The organism is Kitasatospora sp. GP82 (assembly GCF_029892105.1).
Classification (GTDB): Bacteria; Actinomycetota; Actinomycetes; order Streptomycetales; family Streptomycetaceae; genus Kitasatospora.
The window spans coordinates 279,877-305,756 of sequence record NZ_JARZAJ010000002.1 but is presented as its reverse complement, the minus strand read 5'-3'; the positions used below and the strand labels follow the sequence as shown (position 1 = coordinate 305,756).

General features: G+C 70.7%; 19 protein-coding genes and 1 pseudogene. 6 read left to right on the top strand and 14 right to left on the bottom strand.

Annotation, left to right across the window (positions count from 1 at the left end; genetic code table 11):
- The first annotated feature begins 251 nt into the window (after positions 1-251).
- Positions 252-962 (top strand): VTT domain-containing protein, encoded by a 711-nt coding sequence (locus tag P3T39_RS03070; RefSeq protein WP_280695694.1) that lies wholly within the window; start codon positions 252-254, stop codon positions 960-962.
- Between the two features lie 157 nt (positions 963-1,119).
- Here P3T39_RS03070 and pyrE read toward each other — a convergent pair whose 3' ends face one another.
- From pyrE to P3T39_RS03030, 8 genes are all read right to left on the bottom strand, one after another.
- Complete coding sequence (gene pyrE / locus P3T39_RS03065; RefSeq protein WP_280695693.1) at positions 1,120-1,656, bottom strand: orotate phosphoribosyltransferase; 537 nt, start codon at positions 1,654-1,656, stop codon at positions 1,120-1,122.
- A gap of 184 nt (positions 1,657-1,840) precedes the next feature.
- Complete coding sequence (locus P3T39_RS03060) at positions 1,841-3,130, bottom strand: hypothetical protein (protein WP_280695692.1); 1,290 nt, start codon at positions 3,128-3,130, stop codon at positions 1,841-1,843.
- 144 nt (positions 3,131-3,274) lie between these two features.
- Positions 3,275-4,990 carry a spermidine synthase gene (locus P3T39_RS03055; protein ID WP_280695691.1) on the bottom strand — a complete coding sequence of 572 codons (1,716 nt, stop codon included), beginning with the start codon at positions 4,988-4,990 and terminating at the stop codon, positions 3,275-3,277.
- 89 nt (positions 4,991-5,079) lie between these two features.
- On the bottom strand, positions 5,080-5,709 hold the full coding sequence (locus P3T39_RS03050) for a DUF2617 family protein (protein ID WP_280695690.1): 630 nt from the start codon (positions 5,707-5,709) through the stop codon (positions 5,080-5,082).
- A gap of 624 nt (positions 5,710-6,333) precedes the next feature.
- Complete coding sequence (locus P3T39_RS03045) at positions 6,334-7,494, bottom strand: pyridoxal phosphate-dependent aminotransferase (RefSeq protein WP_280695689.1); 1,161 nt, start codon at positions 7,492-7,494, stop codon at positions 6,334-6,336.
- 191 nt (positions 7,495-7,685) lie between these two features.
- Positions 7,686-8,240 (bottom strand): YbjN domain-containing protein, encoded by a 555-nt coding sequence (locus P3T39_RS03040; protein ID WP_280695688.1) that lies wholly within the window; start codon positions 8,238-8,240, stop codon positions 7,686-7,688.
- A gap of 204 nt (positions 8,241-8,444) precedes the next feature.
- On the bottom strand, positions 8,445-11,060 hold the full coding sequence (gene clpB / locus P3T39_RS03035; RefSeq protein ID WP_280695687.1) for an ATP-dependent chaperone ClpB: 2,616 nt from the start codon (positions 11,058-11,060) through the stop codon (positions 8,445-8,447).
- A 202-nt stretch (positions 11,061-11,262) separates the two neighbouring features.
- Entirely contained in the window at positions 11,263-12,168 is a 906-nt protein-coding gene (locus tag P3T39_RS03030; RefSeq protein WP_280695686.1) for a LysR family transcriptional regulator, read from the bottom strand.
- A 70-nt stretch (positions 12,169-12,238) separates the two neighbouring features.
- Here P3T39_RS03030 and P3T39_RS03025 point away from each other — a divergent pair, with 70 nt between their 5' ends.
- Entirely contained in the window at positions 12,239-13,354 is a 1,116-nt protein-coding gene (locus P3T39_RS03025; protein ID WP_280695685.1) for a TDT family transporter, read from the top strand.
- 598 nt (positions 13,355-13,952) lie between these two features.
- Positions 13,953-14,933: a LuxR family transcriptional regulator gene (locus tag P3T39_RS03020; protein WP_280695684.1), complete on the top strand. Its 981-nt coding sequence runs from the start codon at positions 13,953-13,955 to the stop codon at positions 14,931-14,933.
- A 56-nt stretch (positions 14,934-14,989) separates the two neighbouring features.
- Here the strand turns inward: P3T39_RS03020 and P3T39_RS03015 are convergent, their stop codons facing one another.
- On the bottom strand, positions 14,990-15,616 hold the full coding sequence (locus tag P3T39_RS03015) for a hypothetical protein (RefSeq protein ID WP_280695683.1): 627 nt from the start codon (positions 15,614-15,616) through the stop codon (positions 14,990-14,992).
- Between the two features lie 420 nt (positions 15,617-16,036).
- Here P3T39_RS03015 and P3T39_RS03010 point away from each other — a divergent pair, with 420 nt between their 5' ends.
- Positions 16,037-16,162, top strand: a complete 126-nt coding sequence (locus P3T39_RS03010) for a hypothetical protein (RefSeq protein WP_280695682.1) — start codon at positions 16,037-16,039, stop codon at positions 16,160-16,162.
- Positions 16,163-16,212: 50 nt separating this feature from the next.
- On the opposite strand, the gene P3T39_RS03005 is transcribed toward P3T39_RS03010, so the two are convergent.
- The 5 genes from P3T39_RS03005 to dnaK form a co-directional block, all read right to left on the bottom strand.
- Complete coding sequence (locus P3T39_RS03005; protein ID WP_280695680.1) at positions 16,213-17,223, bottom strand: helix-turn-helix domain-containing protein; 1,011 nt, start codon at positions 17,221-17,223, stop codon at positions 16,213-16,215.
- Between the two features lie 207 nt (positions 17,224-17,430).
- The gene (locus tag P3T39_RS03000) at positions 17,431-17,997 is read right to left on the bottom strand and encodes a helix-turn-helix domain-containing protein (RefSeq protein WP_280695679.1); all 567 of its coding nucleotides are present in this window, start codon (positions 17,995-17,997) and stop codon (positions 17,431-17,433) included.
- 4 nt (positions 17,998-18,001) lie between these two features.
- Positions 18,002-19,150 carry a molecular chaperone DnaJ gene (gene dnaJ, locus P3T39_RS02995; protein ID WP_280695678.1) on the bottom strand — a complete coding sequence of 383 codons (1,149 nt, stop codon included), beginning with the start codon at positions 19,148-19,150 and terminating at the stop codon, positions 18,002-18,004.
- A 114-nt stretch (positions 19,151-19,264) separates the two neighbouring features.
- Positions 19,265-19,873 (bottom strand): nucleotide exchange factor GrpE, encoded by a 609-nt coding sequence (gene grpE / locus P3T39_RS02990; protein ID WP_280695677.1) that lies wholly within the window; start codon positions 19,871-19,873, stop codon positions 19,265-19,267.
- A complete protein-coding gene (dnaK, locus tag P3T39_RS02985) occupies positions 19,870-21,714 on the bottom strand; it encodes a molecular chaperone DnaK (RefSeq protein ID WP_280695676.1) in 1,845 nt (614 codons plus the stop codon). The genes grpE and dnaK overlap by 4 nt, the downstream gene beginning before the upstream one ends.
- Positions 21,715-22,020: 306 nt before the next feature.
- On the opposite strand from dnaK, the gene P3T39_RS02980 reads away from it, so the two are divergent.
- Both P3T39_RS02980 and P3T39_RS02975 read left to right on the top strand, forming a co-directional pair.
- Complete coding sequence (locus P3T39_RS02980; RefSeq protein ID WP_280695675.1) at positions 22,021-24,231, top strand: (Fe-S)-binding protein; 2,211 nt, start codon at positions 22,021-22,023, stop codon at positions 24,229-24,231.
- Positions 24,232-24,585: 354 nt separating this feature from the next.
- Positions 24,586-25,659 (top strand): annotated as a pseudogene (locus tag P3T39_RS02975) (NDP-sugar synthase); the annotation flags it as partial.
- Positions 25,660-25,880: the final 221 nt, after the last annotated feature.

Below are 25,880 nucleotides of genomic sequence, written 5' to 3'. Positions count from 1 at the left end.
CGGCACCGGCTGGCCGACGCAACGCTGCGGTGCGGCTCTGGTACCAGGTTCGACGGTGCCAACCGCGGTACGAGGATGAGGGGGTTCCATGACCGCGAGGCGGACACCTGTGCCATCTTCCCAGACTCGGCCCCCGGGTCCACCCAGCGGGCCGCCACTTGGGACGGAAGACGCCGGGAGTGAGGCCCGAGGTCACGGCCGCAGCCGGGGACGTTCAGCCGCGCGCAGGACTTGGGCGCTATCCTGCGCGCGTGGACTACAACCAGCTAGCCGTCAACGTGCTCGACGCAAAGTCGCTGATCTCGTCGCTGGGCGCCATCGGGCTTCTTGCGATCATCTTCGCGGAGACCGGCCTGCTGGTCGGGTTCTTCTTCCCCGGTGACTCCCTGCTGATCCTGGCCGGGGTCGCGGCCTCCGGTGCCGCCTCCTCGGTGCTCGGCGAGGGGGCCAGGCTTCCGGCCGCCGTCCTGTTCGTCGGCGCGCCGATCTGTGCCGTTGCCGGTGCGCAGCTCGGCCATCTGATCGGCGCCAAGGTCGGCCCACGGCTGTTCGACAAGCCGGAGTCGAAGATCTTCCGCCGTGAGTACGTGCTCAAGGCCGAGGAGTACTTCGACAAGTTCGGCCCGGCGAAGGCCGTGGTGATGGCGCGCTTCATCCCCATCGTCCGGACCTTCCTCAATCCGGTCGCGGGCACGTTGGAGATGCCGGCCAGGACCTTCTTCGCGTGGAACGTGCTCGGCGGTGTGCTGTGGACCGAGTCCATGCTGATGATCGGCTACTTCTTCGGCGATGCGATGGCGCCGGTGATCGACAAGTACCTGATCCCCGCGATGGCCCTGATCATCCTGATCTCGATCTCGCCGATCATCGTCGAGGTGCTGCGCGAGCGCAGGAAGAAGAAGGCCGGCCCGGTCGCCGAGGCCGGCGAGCCGGTGAGCAGCGGCCGTCACCGCAAGCTCTGAGCCGAGCCCTGGGACCCCGCTCGCTCCGCCGACGGGCCCGGACACCGAGACGGTGTCCGGGCCCGTCGGCGTTCCCGGAACGGCCGACGGCCGGTGTCTCGCGTTGTTTCACGTGAAACACCGGCCGTCATGCCGGTCGCCGGACGGCGGCGCGGGCTCAGAGGCCCAGGTCGTCCAGGGTGTAGGCGGTGTAGTAGGGCAGGCCCGTCTTCTCGATCGCCGGGGCCGCGCCGCGCTCCACGATCACCGCGACGCCGACCACCTCGGCACCGGCCTCACGCAGCGCCTCGACGGCGGTGAGCACCGAACCACCGGTGGTGGAGGTGTCCTCGACCGCCAGCACCCGGCGGCCCTTGACGTCCGGGCCCTCGATCCGGCGCTGCAGGCCGTGCGCCTTGCCCGCCTTGCGGACCACGAAGGCGTCCAGCTTGCGGCCGCGCGCGGCGGCGGCGTGCAGCATCGCGGCGGCCACCGGGTCGGCGCCCAGGGTCAGACCGCCCACGGCGTCGTAGTCCAGGTCGGCGGTGGCGTCCAGCATGACCTTGCCCACCAGCGGCGCCGCCTCGGCGTCCAGCGTGATGCGGCGCAGGTCCACGTAGTAGTCGGCCTCCAGCCCGGAGGAGAGGGTGACCTTGCCGTGCACGACGGCCTTGTCCTTGATCTGCGCCAGCAGGGCGTCGCGGTCGTTGCTCATGAGCAGTCAGTCTAGGGCCTGCTTCGGAGCTCCCACCGGCTGTGACACCTGAGGCTGCTGCTGCCGGGCGCCGAACATCAGCGGGCGGCGCGGCGGGCGGCGTCGCGGCCCGGCGGGACGTCCGGAGCAGACCTCCGTGCCCAGCACGGCCGACGCGGGCGCTGCGTCGGCCGTGCTCCGGGTGTCAGCGACGGCGCAGGGCGCGGACCAGGACGACCGCGCCGCCGAGCAGTGCGACCCCGCCGCCGATCACCCAGGGCATCGCGCTGCGGTCGCCGGCCGGGCCCACCCCGACCGGGGCCGCGTCGGCGCCGGCCCAGCGGGTGGCGGCCCGGGCCCGGGCACTGCGGGCGGGCGGCGCGGGCGCGTACCGGCCGCGCGGCGGGGCGTGGTCGACCTCCTCGGCCGAGCGGCCGACGATGCTGCGCCGCACCGGGCCGCTGAGCTGCTCCTCGGCCGGACGGTCCTGGTCGTAGCCGAAGCCCTGCTCGTACTCCTGCTCGAACTCGTAGCCGAGGTCCGCAGGGGAGTCGGGGATCTCTGCGGCGGCAGCGGCAGCGGCTGCGGCGGCCTCCGCCTCCCTCTCCCGCTCCTCCGCGGACTCGGACCCCTCGGACTGGGCGGACTCGGGCTGGGCGGACTCGGGCTGGGCGGACTCGGCCGCCACGACGTCGTCGGCTTCTTCGTCCTCGGCTTCCTCCGTCTCCGCGGTCCCGTCGGCCCGGTCGGTCTCGGCCGCGGGCGTCTCGGACGAGGCCGCCTTCGGGGCCGCGAAGACGTCTTCGTCCGAGAAGGCGATCAGGTCGGAGAGGTCCTCGTCCAGGTCGCTGCCGAAGCCGGGGGCGTGGGCCTCCAGGTAGACGACGGTCGCACCGGGCGGCTCCTCGCCGCCGGCCTCGGCGGCCAGCGCGGCGGCGAAGCGGTCCAGCAGGCGGCGGCCGGCGGTGGTCAGGGTGGTGGAGTCCAGCTCGGTCAGTCGGCCGCTCGCGCTCAGGTCGCCGGTGAACCGGATGGTGGTGCTCTCGGTCTCGTCGCCGCCCTCCGTCGCCGAAACGGTGGGCATCGCGGCGATCCGGACGGTCGCGGACGCCTCGCCGCTGCCCCGGGACTCCTGGCCCTCGGCGAAGGCGGTGAGTACGCCCTCCCGGCCCTCGATCAGCGAGATCACGCCTCGGTAGGTGATGGTGGAGCCGCCGATCCGCAGCCGCAGCCGCCCGCCGATCTCGTCGCCGAAGGCGTACTTCCCGGCAGCCTTGCCGCTGCTCTTGGCTCCGTTCTTCCCGCCGGCGTTCTTTCCACCGGCCTTGCCGCCGCCCTTGCCGGGCTTCTCGGCGGTGCTCGTGGCGGCGCCGGTCTCGGCGTCCTCCTCGGCGTCGGTGCTCAGCCCGGGGACGCAGCGGACCAGCAGTTCCGGGTCCTGCAGCGCCTGCTGGACGACGGTGGCCGGCAGCGGGACGACAACCTCATGCTCCATGCCCGCGAGCCTACCGACCCGCTCGGCCAGGGCGAGAGCTTGCGGGCAGGTTCTTCTCGCCGGTGCCGTCCCGGTAGCCCGACCGGCTCACGGTGTGCGTTCGCGTGGGTGCGGTGGGTGCGGCGCGTCGGGCGGCGCGTCGGATCACCCGAGCAGGGTGTGCGGGGCCGGGGCCTCGGCCGGACGCTGCTGGGCCAGCAGCCAGGCGGAGCCGCGCAGTCCGGCGGCGGTCAGCGAACGCGGTGGCGGGGCGTCCTGGCCGAGGCCCAGGAGGGGCTGTTCCCGTCCGGCCAGGAGGAAGACCGATGCGGTCTGCGGTCCTGCGGCGCAGTGGTCGGCGCCCGCCGCGCCCTCGTACAGGACGGTGCGCAGCCCGGTCTCCCGCAGACCGGCCTCGGCCGACCAGAGCGCGGGGCCGACCGGCCCGGTCCGGATCGCCAGCCGTCCCTGGGGGGCCAGGTGGTGTGCGGCGAGCCCGTAGAACTCCAGCGAGCCGTACTTCTGGCCGCGTCGCCCCTCCGGGCCGCGCTCGTCCGAGATCACCACGTCGAAGGACGTGTCCGGGCCGTCCCGGTCGGCGCGGAGCCACTGGAGCGGGTCGGCGGTGATCAGTCGGACGCGCGGGTCCTCGAAGGAGTGCTCGCTGAGTTCGGCGAGCGCCGGGTCCCTCCTGACCAGGGCGGGCAGCGCCGGGTCCTGCTCGACCACCACCACGGACCGGACCAGTGAGTGCCGCAGCACCTCGCGCAGCGCCAGCCCGTCCCCGCCGAGCAGCAGGACGCGGTCGCTGGGACCGGCGGCCAGCGCGGGGTGCACCAGCGCCTCGTGGTCCCGGTACTCGTCCGGGCCGCAGACCGCCAGCCGGCCGTCCAGGAAGAGCTTCAGCGGTGCGGCGTCGGCGGGAGCATCCGAGGCGGCTTCTGCGGTGTGCTGCCCGGGGGCGCGTCCGTCGGCCGTGGTGGTCCGGGAGGCGGGCGCGGCAGGCCCGCTCAGCACGATCTCCTGGTACCGGCTCTGGGCCGCGAAACGGACCTGGTCGCCGTACAGGGCGTGCCGCGCGGCCCGTTCGATCGCACCGGTGAACGCCGCGGCGGTCGCCAGAGCGGCCAGTACCAGGCCGCAGCCGGTCCAGAGCAGCAGCCGGGCCCGCGGCGGTGGTTCCTCGCGGAACAGCCAGAGCACCACGGCCGCCCCGGCGACGGCGTTCACCGCGCCGGTCAGCAGCGCGCCGGTGGCCTGGCCGAAGGTGGGCAGCAGCAGGAACGGGAAGGCCAGGCCGCCGATCAGGGCGCCGACATAGTCGGCCGCGAAGAGGTCGGCGGCGGCGCGTCCGGCGTCCTCGCGGCGGATCCGCTGGATCAGGGTCATCAGCAGCGGGATCTCGGCCCCGATCAGTACACCGATCACAAAGGTCATCCCGACCATGCCGACCATGGTGGCGCCGTACCGGTCGAGCCAGGCCCAGCAGGAGTACAGCACCAGCACCGAGAGGCCGCCGACCAGCGCCAGCGCGCACTCGATCGCCGCGAAGGCGGTGGCCGGACGTCGGGCCAGCCGCTTGGCGAGCAGTGAGCCGACGCCCATCGCGAAGACCATGACGGAGAGCACCACGGACGTCTGGGTCATCGAGTCGCCGAGCAAGTAGCCTCCGAGCGCGACCAGTTCGAGCTCGTAGACCAGGCCGCAGGCCGCGCAGACGAACGCGGCGAGCAGCACCAGCGGTCGGGCCGGCCGGCACGGACGTCCACTCGGTATGGCGTCCCGGGCCCTGATCGCCCTCGCCCCGATCCGGCCGATCAGGGCGGGGTCCTCGGATTCCAGGCCCGGCTGTACGGGTGTTCCCGCCGGTTGGTTGATCATGAACAAACGCTAGGCGACGTTCGGCATCGGATGCTGCACCCATTCGATGGACAGTGCCATTCGTCGAGTTGACGACTCATCAGCACGGATTACCTGCTTGGCCCGACCGGGTGAAAGGCCGGCCCGTCCGCTTCCGTAGCACCGCTGCGCACCACAAGACAGGAGCGGGTGCACACCAGCCGGCCTTCCTGCGGGTACGCGTGCCAGGTGCGCCACAGGACGCGGTGCAGGTCGCCCTGGGCCACCAGTGCGGTGAAGGCGCTCGGGTCGCCGGGGAAGATGCCGGCCAGGGCGCGGGGATGTCCCTCGACCAGCGCCAGCAGCTCCTGGGCCCGCGCAGCGAAGACGTGCGGCGGCAGCTCCTCGATCCGGGCGGCGAACTCGTACTCCCAGCCCGCGACCTGCTTGGCCACCCGGGCGGGCAGCGGGGTCTGCCGCCCCGGCATGCAGGCGACGGTCTCCAGGCACTCGCCCAGGCCGGCCGCCAGGATCACCTGGTGCGAGGCGCCGAGCAGACGGAGCTGCAGCGTCCCGCCCGCCCAGTTGTCCGGGGCGTCCTGACCCGCCCCGCCGCCCGGTCCGTCCTGGCCGTCCCGGCAGGCGGGGTCGTCCAGTTTCAGCTCGCGCACCGCGAGCGCGGGCAGCGGGTCGCCGCCCAGGCACCAAGCCAGGTCACCGGCGCGGGTGTCCGTGTAGGAGGTCTGCAATGTGGTGAGCATGCTGGGCTCCGCTTTTCAGCTCCGTAGGCCGGCCGTTCAGCATCAGACTCCGCCGATGGGCGAGCTGTTCGAGGCTGGGCGGTCCCTGGCGCGGCCGACCGTGGAAGGAAGGATTCCGGCTGGAGATTCAGCAGCAGAGAAGCACGAATTCTCCGGGTCCGTCAGGGATTTACCCATCTTTTCCAGGCGTTCACCGTTCCGGACGCAGCCGCGTCCAGGGTGTGATCGGGCCGCTGAAGGAGTCTGTCCGATGTACGCCCGTTCAAACGGAGCGTGCGCCGCGCAAGCCTGGCGTGCGCCGTGTACGCCGGGGGTGCCCCGACCGCACGGAGGCGCGTCCATGGTGTGCCCTCGGCCCTGCCGGGGCGATGCCGAGGGCGGATGCGGCCATCCGGGTGAGCGGCCCGACCCCGACGAGGGCGCATGGCGCGGTGGGCGCATGAACGTACTGATCGGCCGCAACGTCGTGCCGACGCCGGGTCCGCAGACAACGGGCGGCACGGCCGGGCACGGTCGGCACGGCCTTCGCGGTCAAGGGCGCGGGTGTCGCACAACTGAGCGCTGTGGCAGCCGAGATGACGGCATGGCGGCTGAGCGGTGCAGGCGGTGTCCGGTCGCGGCCGGTCAGAGCCGCCGAAGCCGCGCCACCGCCTCCTCGATCACGCTGACGCGCTTGCAGAACGTGAAGCGCACGAGGCTGCGGCCCGCCTCGGTGTTGTCGTAGAAGACGACGTTGGGGATGGCGACCACGCCGCAGCGTTCGGGCAGGGAGCGGCAGAACTCCAGGCCGTCCTTCTCGCCGAGCGGGGTGATGTCGGTGGTGATGAAGTACGTGCCCTCGGGGTTGAAGACCCGGAAGCCGGCGGATGAGAGACCGTCAACCAGCAGGTCGCGTTTGCGGAGCAGGTCGACGCGGAGGGTGTCGAAGTAGCTGTCGGGCAGGCGGAGCGCCTCGGCGACGGCGTACTGGAAGGGGCCGGCGCTGACGTAGGTGAGGTACTGCTTGGCCGTGCGGACCGCCGAGACCAGGGCAGGGCTCGCGGTCACCCAGCCGACCTTCCAGCCGGTGAAGGAGAAGGTCTTGCCGGCGGAGGAGATCGAGACCGTGCGCTCCCGCATGCCGGGCAGGGCGGCGATCGGGTGGTGCGCGGAGCCGAAGACCAGGTGCTCGTACACCTCGTCGGTGATCACCAGCAGGTCGTGCTCGCAGGCGAGTTCGGCGATGGCGGTGAGCTCGTCCGGGGTGAGGACGGTACCGGTGGGGTTGTGCGGGGTGTTGAGCAGCAGCAGCCGGGTGCGCGGGGTGATCAGGGCGCGCAGCTCGTCCAGGTCCGGGCGGAAGGAGGGGGCGCGGAGGGTGAGCGGGACGCGTACGGCGCCGGCCATGGCGATGTTGGCGGCGTAGGAGTCGTAGAAGGGTTCGAAGGCGATCACCTCGTCGCCGGGCTCCAGCAGCGCGAGCAGGGCGGCGGCGATCGCCTCGGTGGCGCCGGCGGTGACCAGGACCTCGGTGTCGGGGTCGTACGTGAGCTGGTGGAAGCGCTGCTGGTGCTCGGTGACGGCCTGGCGCAGCTCGGGGATGCCGGGTCCTGGCGGGTACTGGTTGCCTTTGCCGGTCAGAACGGCCCGAGCGGCCGCTTCGGCGATCTCGCGCGGCCCGTCGGTGTCCGGGAAGCCCTGTCCGAGGTTGATCGAGCCGGTGGCGGTGGCGAGTGCCGACATCTCGGCGAAGATCGTCGTACCCAGCCCCGCCAGCCTGCGGTTCAGCAGCGGCCTCGCACTCATCCCGGCTCCTCACGGCTTGTCGTCGGCGCCCATCCTCCGGCCACGGACGGTCTCTGACAAGCCCGTGCCGCGAGTCGACGGTGGGTGAGCACCCCTTGCCGTGCCGATGCCTGACGCCGGGTCGGCGGAAGCGAACGGGCCCACCGCCCCCGTGGTGGGGGTGACGGGCCCGGTGAGTGCGGGGGAGGGGGTCAGCCCTCGTCGGAGGCGTCGCCCTGGCCGGGCTCGCCCTCGATTTCCTTCTGGAGGCCGAGGCGCTCGACGATCCACTGCTCGAAGCCGACGGCGGCCTGGGTCCAGTTGGCGGTGGTGGTGACGAAGTAGTCCAGGTTGACGCCGGTGCCGACGATCATCTGGGCCTCGCCGATCAGGCGGACGACGCCGTCCTCGTGGGTGTGGGTGTAGACCTTGGGCCAGAGGGTCTCGCGGTTCCACTCGTCGATCAGGTCGAGGATCTCGACCTTGTCCTCAAGCGGGTAGGCGCGGTCGTAGAAGGCGCGGACCGCGAAGAGCTCCTTCTGCTCGCCGCGGAACATGTAGTAGACGCGGAAGCCGTCCCAGGGTGCGGTGAGGTCGCCCTCATCGTCCACCAGGTGCTTGAGCTGCATCTGGTCGAGCAGCTGCGTCACCAGGGCCTGGTCCGGGACCACCACGGGCGGCGGGCCGGCCGGGCCACCACCGGGCTGGCCACCCTGGGGGGGCTGCGGCGCGCCGAAGGAGGGGATGGACGACGGGTCGATGCTCATGGGGAGGTCCTTCGTATTCTCAGTTCACAAGGGTGGCTGGGACTGAGGGGCCGCCCTTCCATGCCCCCATCCTGCCTCATTCCGCGCCCACGACACAGGGCTGCCCGCGCGTCCGGCCACAAGACCTTTGGGCGGCTGCCGCGGACGGGTCGGCAGCGGACGGGGCCCAGGGCCCGGGGGTGGGGAATCCCGGGCCCTCGCGGGTCACTTCCGCAGAGAGGGGACCGGGTGCTGGGCCCGCACGGTGAGGCGGTCACCCGCCTCGTCGCGCTCGACCACCACCGTGTCCCCGTCGTGGACCTCGCCGGAGAGGATCGCCCGCGCCAGCTGGTCCCCGATCGCGGACTGGACCAGCCGCCGCAGCGGCCTGGCCCCGTACGCCGGGTCGTAACCGGTGAGCGCGAGCCAGTCACGGGCCGCGTCGGTGACGTCCAGGGTGAGCCGGCGCTCGCGCAGGCGCTCGCCGAGCCTGGCGACCTGGAGGTCCACGATCCGGCTCAGCTCGGCGGTGCCGAGGGCGTCGAAGACCACGATGTCGTCCAGCCGGTTGAGGAACTCCGGCTTGAAGGCGCCTCGGACGGTGTCGAGCACCAGCTGCTTCTTCCGCTCCTCCGGGGTGGTCGGGTCGACCAGGAACTGACTGCCAAGGTTGGAGGTGAGGATCAGGATGGCGTTGCGGAAGTCCACCGTGCGGCCCTGGCCGTCGGTGAGGCGGCCGTCGTCCAGCACCTGGAGCAGGACGTCGAAGACCTCCGGGTGGGCCTTCTCCACCTCGTCCAGCAGGACGACGCTGTACGGGCGGCGCCGGACGGCCTCGGTGAGCTGGCCGCCCTCCTCGTAGCCGACGTACCCGGGCGGGGCGCCGACCAGACGGGAGACGGAGTGCTTCTCGCCGTACTCGCTCATGTCGATGCGGACCATCGCCCGCTCGTCGTCGAAGAGGAAGTCGGCCAGCGCCTTGGCGAGTTCGGTCTTGCCGACACCGGTCGGGCCGAGGAAGAGGAAGGAGCCGGTCGGGCGGTCCGGGTCGGCGATGCCCGAGCGGGCGCGGCGCACGGCGTCCGAGACGGCCCGTACGGCCTCGATCTGGCCGATCAGGCGGCGGCCCAACTCCTCCTCCATCCGCAGGAGTTTTGCGCTCTCGCCCTCCAGCAGGCGACCGGCCGGGATGCCCGTCCAGGAGGCGACCACATCGGCGACGTCGTCGGGGCCGACCTCCTCCTTGACCATGGCCGAGGGGGTGTCCTCGTCCTCGGCCCTGGCCTGAGCCTCGGCCAACTCCCGCTCGGCGGCCGGGATCTCGGCATACATCAGCTTGGAGGCGCGCTCGAAGTCCCCGTCGCGCTGGGTGCGTTCGAGGGAGCCGTGCAGTTCGTCCAGCCGCTCCTTGAGTTCGCCGACCCGGTTGAGGCTCTTCTTCTCCTGCTCCCACCGGGCGGTCAGGACGCTCAACTGCTCCTGCTTGTCGGCCAGATCGCGGCGCAGCCGGGCGAGCCGGTCCACCGAGGCCGGGTCGGACTCCTTCTCCAGGGCCAGCTCCTCCATCCGCAGGCGGTCGACCGAGCGCTGGAGCTGGTCGATCTCGACCGGCGAGGAGTCGATCTCCATCCGGAGCCTGGAGGCGGCCTCGTCCACCAGGTCGATGGCCTTGTCGGGCAGGAACCGGGCGGTGATGTACCGGTTGGAGAGAGTGGCCGCGGCGACCAGGGCGGCGTCCGAGATCTGCACCTTGTGGTGCGCCTCGTACCGGCCCTTGAGGCCGCGCAGGATCGCGATGGTGTCCTCGACGCTCGGCTCGCCGACCAGCACCTGCTGGAAGCGGCGCTCGAGCGCCGGGTCCTTCTCGATCCGCTCGCGGTACTCGTCCAGCGTGGTGGCGCCGACCATGCGCAGCTCGCCACGGGCCAGCATCGGCTTGAGCATGTTGCCCGCGTCCATCGCGGAGTCGCCGCCCGCACCGGCGCCGACCATGGTGTGCAGCTCGTCGATGAAGGTGACGACCTGGCCGTCGCTGGCCTTGATGTCGTTGAGGACGGCCTTCAGCCGCTCCTCGAACTCGCCCCGGTACTTGGCACCCGCGACCATCGCGCTGAGGTCGAGCGCGACCAGCCGCTTGCCGCGCAGCGACTCCGGCACATCACCCGCGACGATCCGCTGCGCCAGTCCCTCGACCACGGCGGTCTTGCCGACGCCGGGGTCGCCGATCAGCACCGGGTTGTTCTTGGTGCGGCGCGAGAGCACCTGGACCACCCGGCGGATCTCCTGGTCCCGGCCGATCACCGGGTCCAGCTTGCCGTCGCGGGCGGCCTGGGTGAGGTCGGTGCCGTACTTCTCCAGCGCCTTGTACGTGCCCTCCGGGTCGGGGGAGGTGACCCTGGCACTGCCCCGGACGTCCTTGAAGGCGGCGAGCAGGGCCTTGGGCGCGGCGCCGTACTGCTTGAGCAGGTCGGCGATCGCGCCGCCCTCGGCGGCGAGGCCGACGAGCAGGTGCTCGGTGGAGAGGTACTGGTCGTCCAGATCGTCGGCGCGCTTGCCGGCCTCGGCGAGCACCGCCATGGTGTCGCGGGCGAGCTGCGGCGCGGAGACGGTCGAGCCCTGGGCGCTGGGCAGCGCGGCCAGCTGCTGGCGGGCGGCCGCGGTGACGGCGGAGACGTTCGCTCCGACGGCTTCGAGCAGCGGGCGGGCGATGCCCTCGGACTGCTCCAGCAGGGCCAGCAGGATGTGCACCGGCTTGACGTCCGGGTTACCTGCGGCGCTGGCCTGGCGGATCGCGGCGGACAGGGCGTCCTGCGTCTTGCTGGTGAACTTGCTGGCATCCACTGCTGGCGTGCTCCTCTCATGGGCGTGAATCAGCTCTGCTGTACTCAGCATGCACTAAGTTGAGTCTACCTCGCTCACCTTTTCCCAGGCCCCCGGGGCGAGCCTTCAGACGCTCGGGCAGCTGCGCAGGGTTTTCGGGGGCGCGGTCAGCTGCGCAGAGCTTCTGCTGCCCGCGCCCCAGAAGCTCTGCACAGCTGAACGCTCATCGGGCGGGTATGCGGGTCAGGCCGAGTAGGGTGCGGGCCGGTCCGGTGGGGCGCTGGCCCGAGGGCCAGACGGCGCGCAGCGGTCGGTGCAGGTCCACCCCGTCCAGCGGGACGGACACCAGCCTGCGGGTCGCCAGTTCCTCGACCACGGCCAGCTCGCTCAGGCAGACGGGCCCGGCGCCGGTCATCGCGGCTGCCTTCAGCGCGGTCGAGGAGGCCAGTTCGAGCAGGGGCTGAGCCGTGCCCCCGTAGCGCGCCAGCGCCTGGTCGAGCACCTCGCGGGTGCCGGAGCCGGGTTCGCGCAGCACCAGCGGGGTCGCGGCGAGCTCGGCCCCGGTGATCGACGAGCGCCGGGCCCACGGGTGGCCGGGGGCGACCACGAGTACCAGCCGGTCGGCCGCCACCACCGCGCCGGAGAGTCCGGCGGGCGTCCGCAGGCCCTCCACGAAGCCGAGATCCGCGTTCCCGGCCAGTACCTGCGCGGCGACATCGGCCGAGTTTGCCGTCCGCAGCGTGACCGCCGTACCAGGGCTGGCCTCGTGCAGGGCGAGCAGCCAGCCCGGCATCAGGTACTCGGCCACGGTCAGGCTGGCCACCACCCGCAGCCGCGCGTCCCGGCGCTCACGCACTGCGTCGATGCCCGCGTCCAGCGCCTGGGCCGCCTCCACCACGCCGCGGGCCCACTCCACCACCAGCCGCCCGACCTCGGTGGGTCGCGAACCGCGCGGCGAGCGCTCCAGCAGAGCGACCCCGATCTGCCGCTCCATCCCCTTGATCCGGGCACTGGCGGCCGGCTGGCTCACCCCCAGCTCCGCCGCCGCCCGGCCCACGCTGCCCAGCCGGGCCACCGCGACCAGCAGTTCCAGCGCGCCGAGTTCGGGGACACGGGGAGAGAGGGCCATAGAGCCAGGCTATGCCCTCATAGATCGCACCGCGCTACCGCCGTCCGGGGCGGCCAGGCACGGTGGGGGCATGTCCGTCCTCAGCACGCCCCGCACCTCCGGTTCTCTCGGTTCCTCCCGCAGCGCGCCGTACCGGCTCGATCTGGCCCAGCTCGGCCCGAACTGGTACGCCGCCGTCATGGGCACCGCGATCGTCGCCAACGGGGCGGCCGCCCTGCCGGTCCGGCTGCCCGGGCTGCTCGGCTTCGGCGAACTGGTCTGGGCACTGTCGCTGGCCGCGCTGGTGCTGCTGGTCGCGGGCCGGGCGGTGCACTTCGCCCGGCACCGCGAGGCCGCCCGCAGCCAGCTCCTGGACAACCCGGCCACCGCCGTCTTCTACGGCTGCCCGCCGATGGCCCTGCTCGCCGTCGGCTTCGGCACCCTCGTCCTCGGCTCCCGGCTGATCGGCACCGGGCCCGCCGTCGCGGTGGATCTGGTGCTCTGGACGGTCGGCACGGTGTACGCGGTGGTGGTGGCCGCCGGGATCCCGTACCTGATGATCACCAGGCATGAGCTCTCCGCGCTGAAGGCCAACCCCACCTGGCTGCTGCCCGGGGTGGCCCCGATGGTCGCGGCCGCACTCGGCCCGGCGCTCGTCCCGCATCTGCCAGGCCCGTGGCCCACGGCCATGCTGTACGGCTGCTACGCGCTGTTCGGAGCCAGCCTGCTGGGCATCCTCGCCCTGCTGCCGGTGGTCCTCGCCGGGCTGGTGCACAGCAAACTGCCCACGCTGGTGCTGACACCCTCGCTCTTCCTGGTGCTCGGACCGCTCGGCCAGTCCACCACCGCCGTCAACCAGCTCGCCGACGCGGCGAAGACCGCCGCCCCGCCGCTGGTCGGCGCCGCGACCGCCTTCGCCATCCTGTACGGCGTGGCCGTGATGGGGTTCGCGATGCTCTGGCTCGGCATCGCCACCGCCGCCAACCTCCGTGCCTGGCGCGCCGAAATGCCGTTCGCCATGACCTGGTGGGCCTTCACCTTCCCGGTCGGCACCCTTGTCACCGGCAGCTCCGGACTCGCCCGCCACACCGGCTTCGACGGTTTCACCGCCCTCGCCGTCGGCCTGTACCTCCTGCTGCTCGCGGCCTGGGCGGTGGCCGGCACCCGTACGGTCAGGGGCCTCCTGAAGGGGCAGCTGCTGCGCTGATCCGCCGGCGCGGACCGGGAACTGCCCGGGGCCGGGGGTCCGGGGAGCCGCGCTGCGGTACAGCCCCGACCGGCTCTCCGGCCCGAACGACCGTCCGCCCGGGTTGCTCTCCTGAACGGCGAGAAGCCGGTGAGAAGCCGGAAAACGGAGAAATATCCCGAGCGGGGAAGTCGGGCGGCATACAGGTTTCTGCAATTGCTGGAACCTGCATGCGAGGGCCACTTGTTCCTCGGACGTCCCACTGTGAGGGTGGAGTCACGCCAAGTCGCCCGGGCAACCGCAGCCCGAGGACGGCGACTTGCTCTTCAACATGGGTGCGCCAGGCACGACTGGGCCGGCGCATCGGGGGGAAGAGCGCCGGCCGGGACGCCATGTGTGGTGATGGCCCCCGGTGACCGGATTCGGCGAGGCGTTGCTGCTCCGCCTCGCCGAAAGCGCTGTGGCAGTGGCGTACTGCGGCAGGCCCCGGAGGCTGCGGAGCTCAACCGGCCCCGGGCTCCGAGGGCCTGCCGCGACGAAGGGCTCCTCCACCTCCGCCGGCCGAGCCTGCTGAGATCATGGCCCGACGGTGAGAGGAACTCGGCAGGGAGTGCTCGAAGTGGCTGCGGATCAACTGGTCGGCCCGGAGCCGGACATGCCCGGTGAAAACGCGCGGCAGCTGTATCTCGCGATCCTGGCGGAGGGCGGCCGAATCCCCATCTCGTCCGTGGACGCCGCCGAACAGACGCTGATCGACCAGCTGGTGCGGACCGGTCTGGTACTGCCGAACCTCATGGACGGCGTCTACACCGCCATCAGCCCGCGTGCCATGGTCGGCAGGGTCAGCTCGGAACTGCGCTCCGAGGCCACCCGGCTGCTGCTCCGCGCCGAGCGGCTGCCCTCGGACATGGACGGACTGACCAGGGCCTACGACGCGGTGCCCAGCCGGGCCGACCAGCTCGGGGAGGCGGTCCACGTCGAGGGCTACGAGCACATCCGGCACCGGATCACCCAGCTGGCCTCCGACTGCAGGGGCGAGATGCTGACGGCCCAGCCGGGCCCGCGCGCCGCCGATGTCCTGGAGCTCGCGCTCAAACAGGAACTCCCCGTGCTCGCCCGTGGCTGCGCCATGCGAACCCTCTACCAGCCCATCGCCCTCCTGGAACCGGCAGCGGTCGAGTACGCGGCGGTGGTCTCCGAGCGCGGGGCCCGGCTGAGGACCCTGGACGAGTCCTTCCAGCGGATGCTGATCTTCGACCGATCCGTCGCGGTGGTCCCGGCGGCCGGTGACCACAGCAAGGCGGCGTTCATCACCGATCCGGCCGCCGTCGCCTTCCTGGTGAGCGTCTACGAACGGGACTGGGCCCGCGCCGACGCCGTGCAGTGGGACGTCCCCGCGACCCAGCACGCGGCCCGCACCGCCGCCGACCGGGTGGGCCGTCTGCTCGCCACCGGCCTCACCCAACGCGCGGTCGCCACCCGCCTCGGCCTGAGCGAACGCACGGTGGCCGGCCACATCGCACGTCTTCGCACCTGGTACGGGGCGCAGACGCTGTTCCAGCTGGGCTGGCTGATGCGGGGCGGGGACCGTACCGAGTGAAGCCGGCGGTTTGCGCGAGTGCGAGGCGGCGTCAGGTGAGTGACCCGCTGCCGCGGTCAGCCGGTGGCGACCTCCGGGGACCAGTAGCCGAACGGGCCGGAGACCGGGGGCTCCTGGCGGGGGGACGGGAAGGTGTCGCCGGGGGCGGTCCAGAAACCCTCGCGGAGCGAGAGCGCCATGCCCGCCCAGTCCAGGGCGGTCTCCACCGTGTGGCGGAGGGCCTCCTGCGACCAGGTGTCGTCGAAGACGAGCGGGAGGACGGGGGCGACCTGCTCGATGGTGGCTATCAGCGGGTTGTGCGTGATCGCCTCGTCCACCAGCAGGACGACGGGCTTGCGCAGCGCGGAGGCCCAGCCGAGCTCCAGGCTCACACCGGCCGAGAGCGGGGCGCCGACGTACGCGAAGACCAGGTCGGCGGTCTGCAGCGCGCGGAAGTCGGACGGTACGCGCGGCTCCGGGGCCCGGCCGGCCACGGTCCAGGCGTCGCTGTGGTGAGCGCTGTAGACGGCCGCGCCGCTGCGCAGCAGCGTCGAGCGGAGGGTGGTCAGCCGCGTCCGGCTCGCCAGCGTGACCACGCTGTCGGCGGGCCCGGTCAGCCGCATCAGCGGCGCGGCGAGAAACACCCGAGCGCGCCGACCCTCGGGGGTCTGGACGGCGCGCTGGCGCAGGTAGGGCTCACTCATGTCGACTCCGGGGGACGGCCTGCCGGGCAGGGGGAAAGTGCCGGTGGGCGCTGTGGGCGGTGGCTGCTCAAGCGGTAGAGCCCGACGGTTTGACTCATTTGTGGCAAATTGAAGGTACATCGGCAAGTATGTGACCTTGTCGAGACCATCGGGGGCGAACTGATCGTCCATCGGGCAGTGAGGCTGCGTCCACAGATCTGCGGTGTCATCTGACTGCATGGCAGTGAGATGACGCGCCCCGGGAGGAACCGCGCTCGTGACATCTCGATGCATTCTGCGGCATCATGTGCACGAATGTGTGAATCATCATTAGCTGTTCGAAGCTTTAGGGCTCTGGGAAGGTGTGGTCGTATGTCTCGCCTGTGCCGTGTCGCTCGTCTTGCCGCGGTTCCGGTGGCAATCGCGGCCGCATTTTTGACGATGAGCGGTCAGGCTGTCGATGCCAAGTCCCAGACCCTGGTCCGGGGCGGTAAGACCGCCGTTACGCAGGTCAGCGCCACCCGGATGGCCACCGTCATGACCGCTGTCGACAGCAACTGGACCTGATCGGGCTTCGATCTGCCGTAGATCGTTCCCGATCCGAGCCGGCGGTACTTCTAGTCGAAGGGCGTGCTGTCGGGACCGGCAGGCGTGGTCCGCGCGAGGACATAACCCAGCTGGAACAGCGAATCCACTTGGTAGTCCTCGCGCATGTCCGCGATGTGCCGGGCCAGTGTCCGCTCGCTGATGCCCAGGCTCCGGGCGATCACCCGGTGGCTGGTGCCCTTGAGCAGCAGGTCAATGATCGTTTTTCGGAGACGCGATACCACCTGCTGAGGCACCGAACTGGTGCCGTCGAACTCGATCGCCCGGCTCCAGTTGCGCTCGAACACCTCTGTCACGAGATAACTGATGACAGCCTGATCGTGGATGAACGCGGCCACGTTGAGGTCGTCTGCGACCGGGATGATGGCCGTATGTCGGTCGATGACCAGGATGCGGGTGTACGGCTCGTCCAAGGTCCTGACCTGGCCGCCGGCCTGTGCGATGGTGGCGACGTAGTCTCGTGTGGGCGGGTGGTAGCGGGTGCTGGGGTGGTAGATCGTCCGGGCAACGGCGCCACGGCGTAGCAGCTCCAGATCCCGGGCTATGCTGCCGGCCAGGGCGTCCGGTGGTCGGGGGCCGCCGGGCTGGGCGGCCAGGAACTCCTGGGTGCAGCCGTTGGTGAGCTGCTGCAGGCGCTGATTTATGAGGACTTTTCCTCGGACATACTCGATCGTTCCCCCGCTTTGCTCGGGAGTGTGGAAGGCCTCGGTCAGATCCTTCAGATCCGTCGGCAGCGCGACGGCCCGGGTGAGGAGATCGAGTGCTTTACGCTGCCATGTAGTGGCCAAATTCTCCGACAGCTGTCGTGGATCTACCGCCACGAGCATGCCGGGTTCGTCGGTGTCGGGCACCAGCAGGCCGATGTCCAGCAATTCATCGAGGTGAGGGCTGCGAGACAAGCCCGCCTCGGACGGGGCCAACCGCCCATTGGCACGCAGTACCCGCCGGTACAACTCGCGAGCATCGTCGGACAGCACACCCAGCCCGCCCGAAGTGAGGCCGGGCTCTGCCATCTCACTCATCTGCGGCTCCTTGAAGTTGGCTCAGGTGGTGCGCGTGCTCGGCTGGCGTACCTCAGACGGGATCTTAGGCGCGCGTGGCCGAGCGTGACTCCGGCCATTCGTGGTCGGGCGCGGCTGTGCATTCCAGCGGCACTCTCTCACCACAGCGAAGCCGCCGACACCCCCCGAACAGGAGGGTGAACCGGCGGCTGTGGCAGTCACTTCGTGCTACCGCTTGGGGCGCCACACCACCAGGGCGCTGGACTGCTGGACCTGCTGGTAGGGAACGAGGTCGCGGCGGTAGGAGGCGTGGACGGCGGCCTCGCGCTGCTGGAGGGTGGCGGCGGCGCCTTCGAGGGAGTCGGCCAGTTCGGCGATCCGGGACTGGAGGGCGGTGACCTGGTTCTCCAGCTCGATGATGCGCTTGATGCCGGCCAGGTTGATGCCCTCGTCCTGGGAGAGGCGCTGAACCTCCCTCAACTGCTGGATGTCGCGGGCGGAGTAGCGGCGGCCGCGACCGGCCGTCCGGTCGGGGCAGACCAGACCGAGGCGATCGTACTGACGGAGGGTCTGCGGGTGCAGGCCGGAGAGTTCGGCGGCCACCGAGATGACGTAGACGGGGGTGTCCTCGGTCAGCACGTAGCTGGTCCTGCCCGCCGGGTTCGCGCGGGGCGGGGAGGTACGCCGCGCGCCGCCGGGGAGCCCTTCACCGAGGCCCTGGCCGGGGCCGATGGCACCGTTGCCCGGAGCGCCGGGGCCGATCGGGCTGCCGGGGCCGATGTGGTCCTGGTTCATCTGGTCACGCTCCCTCCGCCGCCTTGAAGAGGGCGGCACGCGGGTCGTCCGAGGCGGTGGCCTCGCGATACTGCTCCAGTGCGGTCAGTGCGTCGCCGGCGACGTTCTTGGGGACCACGACCTCCACGGTGACCAGAAGGTCGCCGCGGGTGCCGTCCTTGCGGGTGGCGCCCTTGCCCCGGGCCCGCATGGTGAGGCCGTTGGAGCTGCCGGGCGGCAGCTTGAGCTTCACCCCGGGTCCGTTGAGCGTGGGTACCTCGATGGTGCCGCCGAGCGCGGCTTCGGGAAAGCTCACCGGGACCGTCACGGTGAGATTGTCGCCCTTGCGGCCGAAGACCGGGTGCGAGTCGACGTGGACCGTGACATAGAGGTCGCCCGGCTGGCCGCCGCGTTCGCCCTGAGCGCCCTTGCCCTTGAGGCGGATGCGCTGACTGTCCTGCACCCCGGCCGGAATGCGGACCTGCATGGTGCGGGCGGAGCTGGCCCGGCCGCTGCCGTGGCAGACGGTGCACGGGTCGTCGACCAGCATGCCGCGGCCCTTGCAGTCGCGGCAGGGCTCGGAGAGCGCGAAGGCACCCTGGCCCCGGCTGACGGTGCCCGCGCCGACGCAGGTCGGGCAGACCCTGGGCGTGGTACCGGACTTGGCGCCGGTGCCCGAGCAGACGCGACACGGCGCCTGGCTGGTCATCCGCAGCGGGACGGTGGCGCCGTCCACCGCCTCCTCGAAGCTGAGCGTGACCTCGGTCTCGACATCGGCGCCGCGCCGTGGCTGGGCCTGCCGGCCACCGCGGTTGAACAGCCCGCCGAAGACGTCGCCGATGCCACCGCCCGCGCCGCCCTGCGAGCCGCTGAACAGGTCGCCGAAGTCGAAGCTGTAGTTGCCGCCGCCGGGCCCGCCACCGCGGAGGCCGCCCGAGCCGAACAGCGACCTCGCCTCGTCGTACTCCTTGCGGCGCTTCTCGTCCGAGAGGACGTCGTACGCCTCGGAGATGTCCTTGAAGCGCTCCTCGGCCTTGGTGTCACCCTTGTTGGCGTCGGGGTGGAACTCGCGGGCCAGCTTGCGGTACGTCTTCTTGATCTCGGCGGCGGTGGCGTCCTTGGGCACACCGAGGACCTTGTAGTAGTCCTTCTCCACGTAGTCCTTGGTGCTCATGGCTGCCGCCACCTCCCAGGCCGGAACATATAACGGTCAGAGCTTGCGGATACGGCGCTGCGGAGCCGGCCGTCGTACTGAAGGACGACGTACGACTCCGCAGCGCACAGGGTGTCAGCTTTCGGCCGCACCGTCAGCCTTGTCGGACTCCGACTTCTCGGAGGCGTCCGGGGCCGAGGTGCTCTGGCTGCCCGGCTGGGGCTCCGCGACGGCGACCATCGCCGGGCGGATGATCCGCTCGCCGATCCGGTAGCCGGGCTGGAGGATCTGCACGCAGGTGTCCTCGGTGACGTCCGAGGAGTAGCTGTGCATCAGCGCCTCGTGCATGGTCGGGTCGAAGGGCTCGCCCTCCTTGCCGAACTGCTGGAGGCCCAGCTTGGCGACGACCGTCTCCAGCGACTCGGCGACGGACTTGAAGCCGCCCGTCACCTCGCCGTGCTCGCGGGCCCGGCCGATGTCGTCCAGCACCGGGATCAGGGTCTCCAGGATGCTGGAGACCGCGATCTCACGGACCGTCAGCCGGTCGCGCTCGACCCGCTTGCGGTAGTTCTGGTACTCGGCCTGGAGGCGCTGCAGGTCGGCGGTCCGCTCGGTGGCCTCGCGCTTGGCAGCGGCGAGTTCGTCGGCGGAGGCGCCGGAGACTGCCTCCTCGGCGGCCTTCAGCACGGCCTCCTCGGCGGCGGAGTCGTCGCCGGGCTTGCCGCCCCGCGGCTTCTCCGTCATGCCGCACCGCCCTTGGGCTTGTCCTCGTCGACGATCTCGGCGTCGACGACGTCGTCGTCCTTGTGGGCACCGGCGGCGGCGTCACCGGCCGGAGCCGCACCGGCGGCGTCGTTCTGCGCGTACAGAGCGGCGCCCAGCTTCTGCGCGGTGGTGGAGACCTTCTCGGTGGCCTCGCGGATCGCCGCGACGTCCTCGCCCTTGAGCGTCTCCTTGAGCTCGGTGATCGCCGTCTCGACCTCGGTCTTGACGTCGGCCGGGAGCTTCTCGGCGTTGTCGGCGATGAACTTCTCGGTGGAGTAGACCAGCTGCTCGCCCTGGTTGCGGGTCTCGACGGCCTCGCGGCGCTTGGTGTCCTCCTCCGCGTACTGCTCGGCCTCGCGACGCATGCGGTCGACCTCGTCCTTCGGCAGCGAGGAGCCGCCGGTGACGGTCATCCGCTGCTCCTTGCCGGTGCCGAGGTCCTTCGCGCCGACGTGCATGATGCCGTTGGCGTCGATGTCGAAGGTGACCTCGATCTGCGGCAGGCCGCGGGGGGCCGGCGGCAGGCCGGTCAGCTCGAACATGCCGAGCTTCTTGTTGTACGCCGCGATCTCGCGCTCGCCCTGGTAGACCTGGATCTGCACGGACGGCTGGTTGTCCTCGGCCGTGGTGAAGATCTCGGAGCGCTTGGTCGGGATCGTGGTGTTGCGCTCGATCAGCTTGGTCATGATGCCGCCCTTGGTCTCGATGCCGAGGGACAGCGGGGTGACGTCGAGCAGCAGGACGTCCTTGACCTCGCCCTTCAGGACACCGGCCTGCAGGGCGGCGCCGATGGCGACGACCTCGTCCGGGTTCACGCCCTTGTTGGCGTCCTGACCGCCGGTCAGCTCCTTGACGAGCTCGGCGACGGCCGGCATGCGGGTGGAGCCACCGACCAGGACCACGTGGTCGATCTCGGACAGCGCGATGCCGGCGTCCTTGATGACGTTGTGGAACGGAACCTTGCAGCGCTCCAGCAGGTCGGCGGTGAGCTGCTGGAACTGGGCGCGGGTGAGCTTCTCGTCCAGGTGCAGCGGGCCCTCGGCGGAGGCCGTGATGTAGGGCAGGTTGATCGAGGTCTCGGAGGACGAGGACAGCTCGATCTTGGCCTTCTCGGCAGCCTCGCGCAGACGCTGCAGGGCCATCTTGTCCTTGGACAGGTCGACGCCGTGGCCGGCCTGGAAGACCTTGACCAGGTGGTCGACGACGCGCTGGTCCCAGTCGTCACCACCGAGGTGGTTGTCACCGTTGGTGGCCTTCACCTCGACGACCCCGTCGCCGATCTCCAGCAGGGAGACGTCGAAGGTGCCACCGCCGAGGTCGAAGACCAGGATGGTCTGGTCGTCCTTGTCCAGGCCGTAGGCGAGGGCGGCGGCGGTCGGCTCGTTGACGATGCGCAGGACGTTCAGGCCCGCGATCTCGCCGGCCTCCTTGGTGGCCTGCCGCTCGGAGTCGTTGAAGTACGCCGGGACGGTGATGACCGCGTCGGTGACCGTCTCGCCCAGGTACGCCTCGGCGTCCCGCTTCAGCTTCTGCAGGATGAAGGCGCTGATCTGCTGGGGGTTGAAGTCCTTGCCGTCAAGGTTGATCTTCCACCCGGTGCCCATGTGGCGCTTGACCGAGCGGATGGTGCGGTCAACGTTGGTGACCGCCTGGCGCTTGGCGACCTCGCCGACGAGCACCTCGCCGTTCTTGGCGAAGGCGACGACGGACGGCGTGGTCCGGGCGCCCTCGGCGTTCGTGATCACGGTGGGCTCGCCGCCCTCCAGAACGCTGACGACCGAGTTCGTCGTACCGAGGTCGATTCCGACCGCACGTGCCATCGTGGATACCTCCGCGAATAAGTTGAGCTTTACCGGCTCAAGCATGCCCGACGGCGACCGGCCCGTCAATAGCCATGAGTCGGCCTCGCTCAACTTTACTTAGCGCTTATGTGTGGACCCCCCTGCGCGCAGGGCTCGCCCGTTGGGGTGAGTGTGTCCTTAGTGACTGCCGCCATACCCTGTGCATCTTCTGGACAGGTGTTAACGGCCGGTAATGTCCGCCCCGGTCTAGCCTTTAAGTTACTGACCAGTACACTCGGCAGAAGCCTTGACATCCTTGATACCAGCCGCTGGAGACGGAGAGCGATGCAGCTAGCAGCGATCGTCATCTCGCTGGTCACCTTCGTGATCGGCACCGCGCTCGCCGCCCGTGCGGCGATGTACATCTACAAGGTGGTGAGGACCGGGGCGCCGGACTCCACCAGGTTCGGAGAGCCCGCGCAGCGGGTGAAGACCGTGGCGACCGAGTTCTTCGGCCACACCCGGATGAATCAGTGGGGCGTCGTCGGCGTCGCGCACTGGTGCGTCGCGATCGGCTTCTTCTCCCTGCTGCTCACCCTGCTGACCGCCTTCTTCCAACTGTTCAACGCCGACTTCGTGCTCCCGGTGCTCGGCGGCTGGCTGCCGTACGAGCTCTTCACCGAGCTGGTCGGCACCATGACCACGCTGGGCATCGCGATCCTGATCGTGATCCGGCTGCTCAGCCTGCCGTCCAAGTCCGGCCGGAAGTCGCGCTTCTCCGGCTCGATCGCCTGGCAGGCCTTCTACGTCGAGTACACGATCCTCGGCATCGGCATCTGCATCATGGTGCTCCGCGGCCTTGAGGGCGCGCTGACGCACGTCGGCTCGTACGAGCCGAAGTACCTGATCTCGTACCCGCTGGTGCTGGCCTTCAAGGGCCTGTCGCACGGCACCCTGGTCAACCTGATCTACCTCTTCGCGATGCTGAAGATCACTGTCTCCTTCGCATGGGCGACCACCATCGGCATCAACCCGTCGATGGGTGTGGCCTGGCACCGCTTCCTCGCCTTCTTCAACATCTACTTCAAGCGCGAGGAGGACGGCGACGTCGCGCTCGGCGCCCTGCGGCCGATGACCAGCGGCGGCCAGCCGATCGACTTCGAGGACCCGGCCGAGGACGCCGTCTTCGGCGCCTCCCAGGTCGAGCACTTCTCCTGGAAGGGCATCCTCGACTTCTCCACCTGCACCGAGTGCGGCCGCTGCCAGTCGCAGTGCCCCGCCTGGAACACCGGCAAGCCGCTTTCGCCGAAGCTGCTGATCATGAGCCTGCGGGAGCACGCCTTCGCCAAGGCGCCGTACCTGCTGGCCGGTGGCGGCAAGTCCATGGAAGGCGAGGAGCGGGCAACATCCGAGCAGCTGGCGGGCGTGCCCGCCGCCGCGCTGGCCGAGGCCGAGCGTCCGCTGGTCGGCACCGCCGAAGAGGGCGGCGTGATCGACCCGGACGTGCTCTGGTCCTGCACCACCTGCGGTGCCTGCGTCGAGCAGTGCCCGGTGGACATCGAGCACATCGACCACATCGTCGACATGCGCCGCTACCAGGTGATGATCGAGTCCTCGTTCCCGACCGAGGCCGGGACGATGCTCAAGAACCTGGAGAACAAGGGCAACCCGTGGGGCATGGCCACCAAGGCGCGCCTGGACTGGGTCAAGGAGCTCAAGAAGGAGACCGGCATCGAGGTGCCGGTCATCGGCGAGGACATCGAGCCCGCCGAGGTCGAGTACCTGTACTGGGTCGGCTGCGCCGGTGCCCTGGAGGACCGCGCCAAGAAGACCACCAAGGCCTTCGCGGAGCTGCTCCACACGGCGGGCGTCAAGTTCGCGATCCTCGGCAAGGAGGAGTCCTGCACCGGTGACTCGGCCCGCCGTCTGGGCAACGAGTTCCTCTTCCAGATGCTCGGCGCGCAGAACGTCGAGACCCTGAACGCCGCGCTGGAGGACGCTCCCCTCAAGCGGATCGTCGCCACCTGCCCGCACTGCTTCAACACCATCGCCAACGAGTACCCCCAGCTGGGCGGCCACTTCGAGGTCATCCACCACACCCAGCTGCTGCAGCACCTGATCGACGAGGGCAAGCTCGTCCCGGTCAACCCGGTCGAGGGCCTGATCACCTACCACGACCCCTGCTACCTGGGCCGTCACAACAAGGTCTACAGCCCGCCGCGCGAGATCATGGACAAGGTCCCGGGCCTGCGCCAGCAGGAGATGCACCGCCACAAGGAGCGCGGCTTCTGCTGCGGCGCCGGTGGCGCGCGGATGTGGATGGAGGAGCGGATCGGCAAGCGCATCAACACCGAGCGGGTGGACGAGGCGCTGTCGCTCAACCCCGACATCGTCTCCACCGCCTGCCCGTTCTGCCTGGTGATGCTCTCCGACTCGGTCAACGGCAAGAAGAACGAGGGCGCCGCGAAGGAGCACCTGAAGGTCGTGGACGTGGCCCAGCTGCTGCTCGACTCGGTGAAGGCCCAGCCCACCGAGCCGGAGCCGGCCGAGGTCTGAGCCCCGGCGGCTGATCCGCCGCCGTCGTAGTGGTCGCTGTTCGGCCCCATCCCAGCCCGGGGGTGGGGCCGAACGCATTCCGGTGGATCCGATCTTCGGCGATCGTTAATGCTCGTTTAAGGACTTTGTCGATCGCCGGTGGGGGTCTTCGGTGATTCAGTGATACGGATCAAGCGGCCGCGGGAACGTGCGTGCTTTGGAAGCAAATACAGTAGGCGCTGGACGGGCCCTGCGCGCGGCCGATGATCAATCACGCACACGTCGGATTTCACACGTCAGATGTCACCGAATGGCGACACCGGCCACCAGAACCGGCCGGGCCACCACACCGGAACAAGGGGAGAATCGCGGACCATGACCGAGGCGATCATGCTGGTCGGCGGTAAGGGCACACGGCTGCGCCCGCTGACCACCCACACCCCCAAGCCGATGCTCCCCGTCGCAGGCGTCCCCTTCATCGCGCACCAGCTCGCGCGCGCCGCCGCCGCCGGTGTCACCCGGGTCGTCCTGGCGACCTCCTACCTCGCAGAGGTCTTCGTCGACCACTTCAAGGACGGCAGCCCCTACGGCATCGAGCTGGTCTACCTCACCGAGAAGGAGCCGCTGGGCACCGGCGGCGCGATCCGCAACGCGGCCACCGGCCTCACCTGCGGCCCGGACGAGCCCGTCCTCGTCTTCAACGGCGACATCCTCTCGGGCGTGGACATCGCCGCCCTGCGCGACGGCCACGTGGCCGCCGGGGCCGATGTCACCCTCCACCTCACCCGGGTCGAGGACCCGCGCGCCTTCGGCCTCGTACCGACCGACGCCGACGGGCGAGTGCTGGAGTTCCTGGAGAAGCCCGAGACCCCCGAGCAGATCGTCACCGACCAGATCAACGCGGGGTGCTACGTCTTCACCCGATCGGTGATCGACCGCATCCCGAGCGGACGCGAGGTCTCCGTCGAGCGCGAGACCTTCCCCGAGCTGCTCTCCACCGGTGCCCTGCTGCGCGGCGTGGTCGACACGTCCTACTGGCTCGACCTGGGCACCCCCGCCGCCTTTGTGCGCGGCTCGGCCGACCTGGTGCTCGGCAAGGTCGACTCCCCGGCCGTGCCCGGCCCGATCGGCGAGGCACTGCTGCTGCCCGACGCCGACGTCCACCCGGGCGCGGTGCTCAGCTCCGGCACGGTCGTCTCCGAGGGCGCCGTGGTCGAGCCCGGTGCGATCGTCGAGGGCAGCGTGATCCTGCCCGGCGCGGCGATCGGAGCGGACGCCTTCGTCAAGGACTCCATCGTCGGCGCGTACGCGACGATCGGGGCGCGCACGGCCCTGGACGGCGCCGTGATCGGGGACGGCGCGATCGTCGAGTCCGACAACGAACTGCCGAACGGCATCCGGATCGCCTGCGGCACGCTGCTGCCGGTCGGTGCGGTCCGTACGACGGCGGGCCCCGGCGGGTGTCCGGCCGGGGAGACCTCGGCGGCCGTGGTGCACGCACCGGCGGTCAGCGCCCGGCGGTAGCGGGTTCCTGCGGCCACGCGCCCCGCGGTTTCGGCGTGTCCGGGCGGTGCTTCGTCACGGCGGACGCGGCGTGTCACAGCGATGCTGCAATCTCTCACCGGTACCCGCTCAACCGGTCACCGGTCGTGGTGAACGGGTAACGTCGA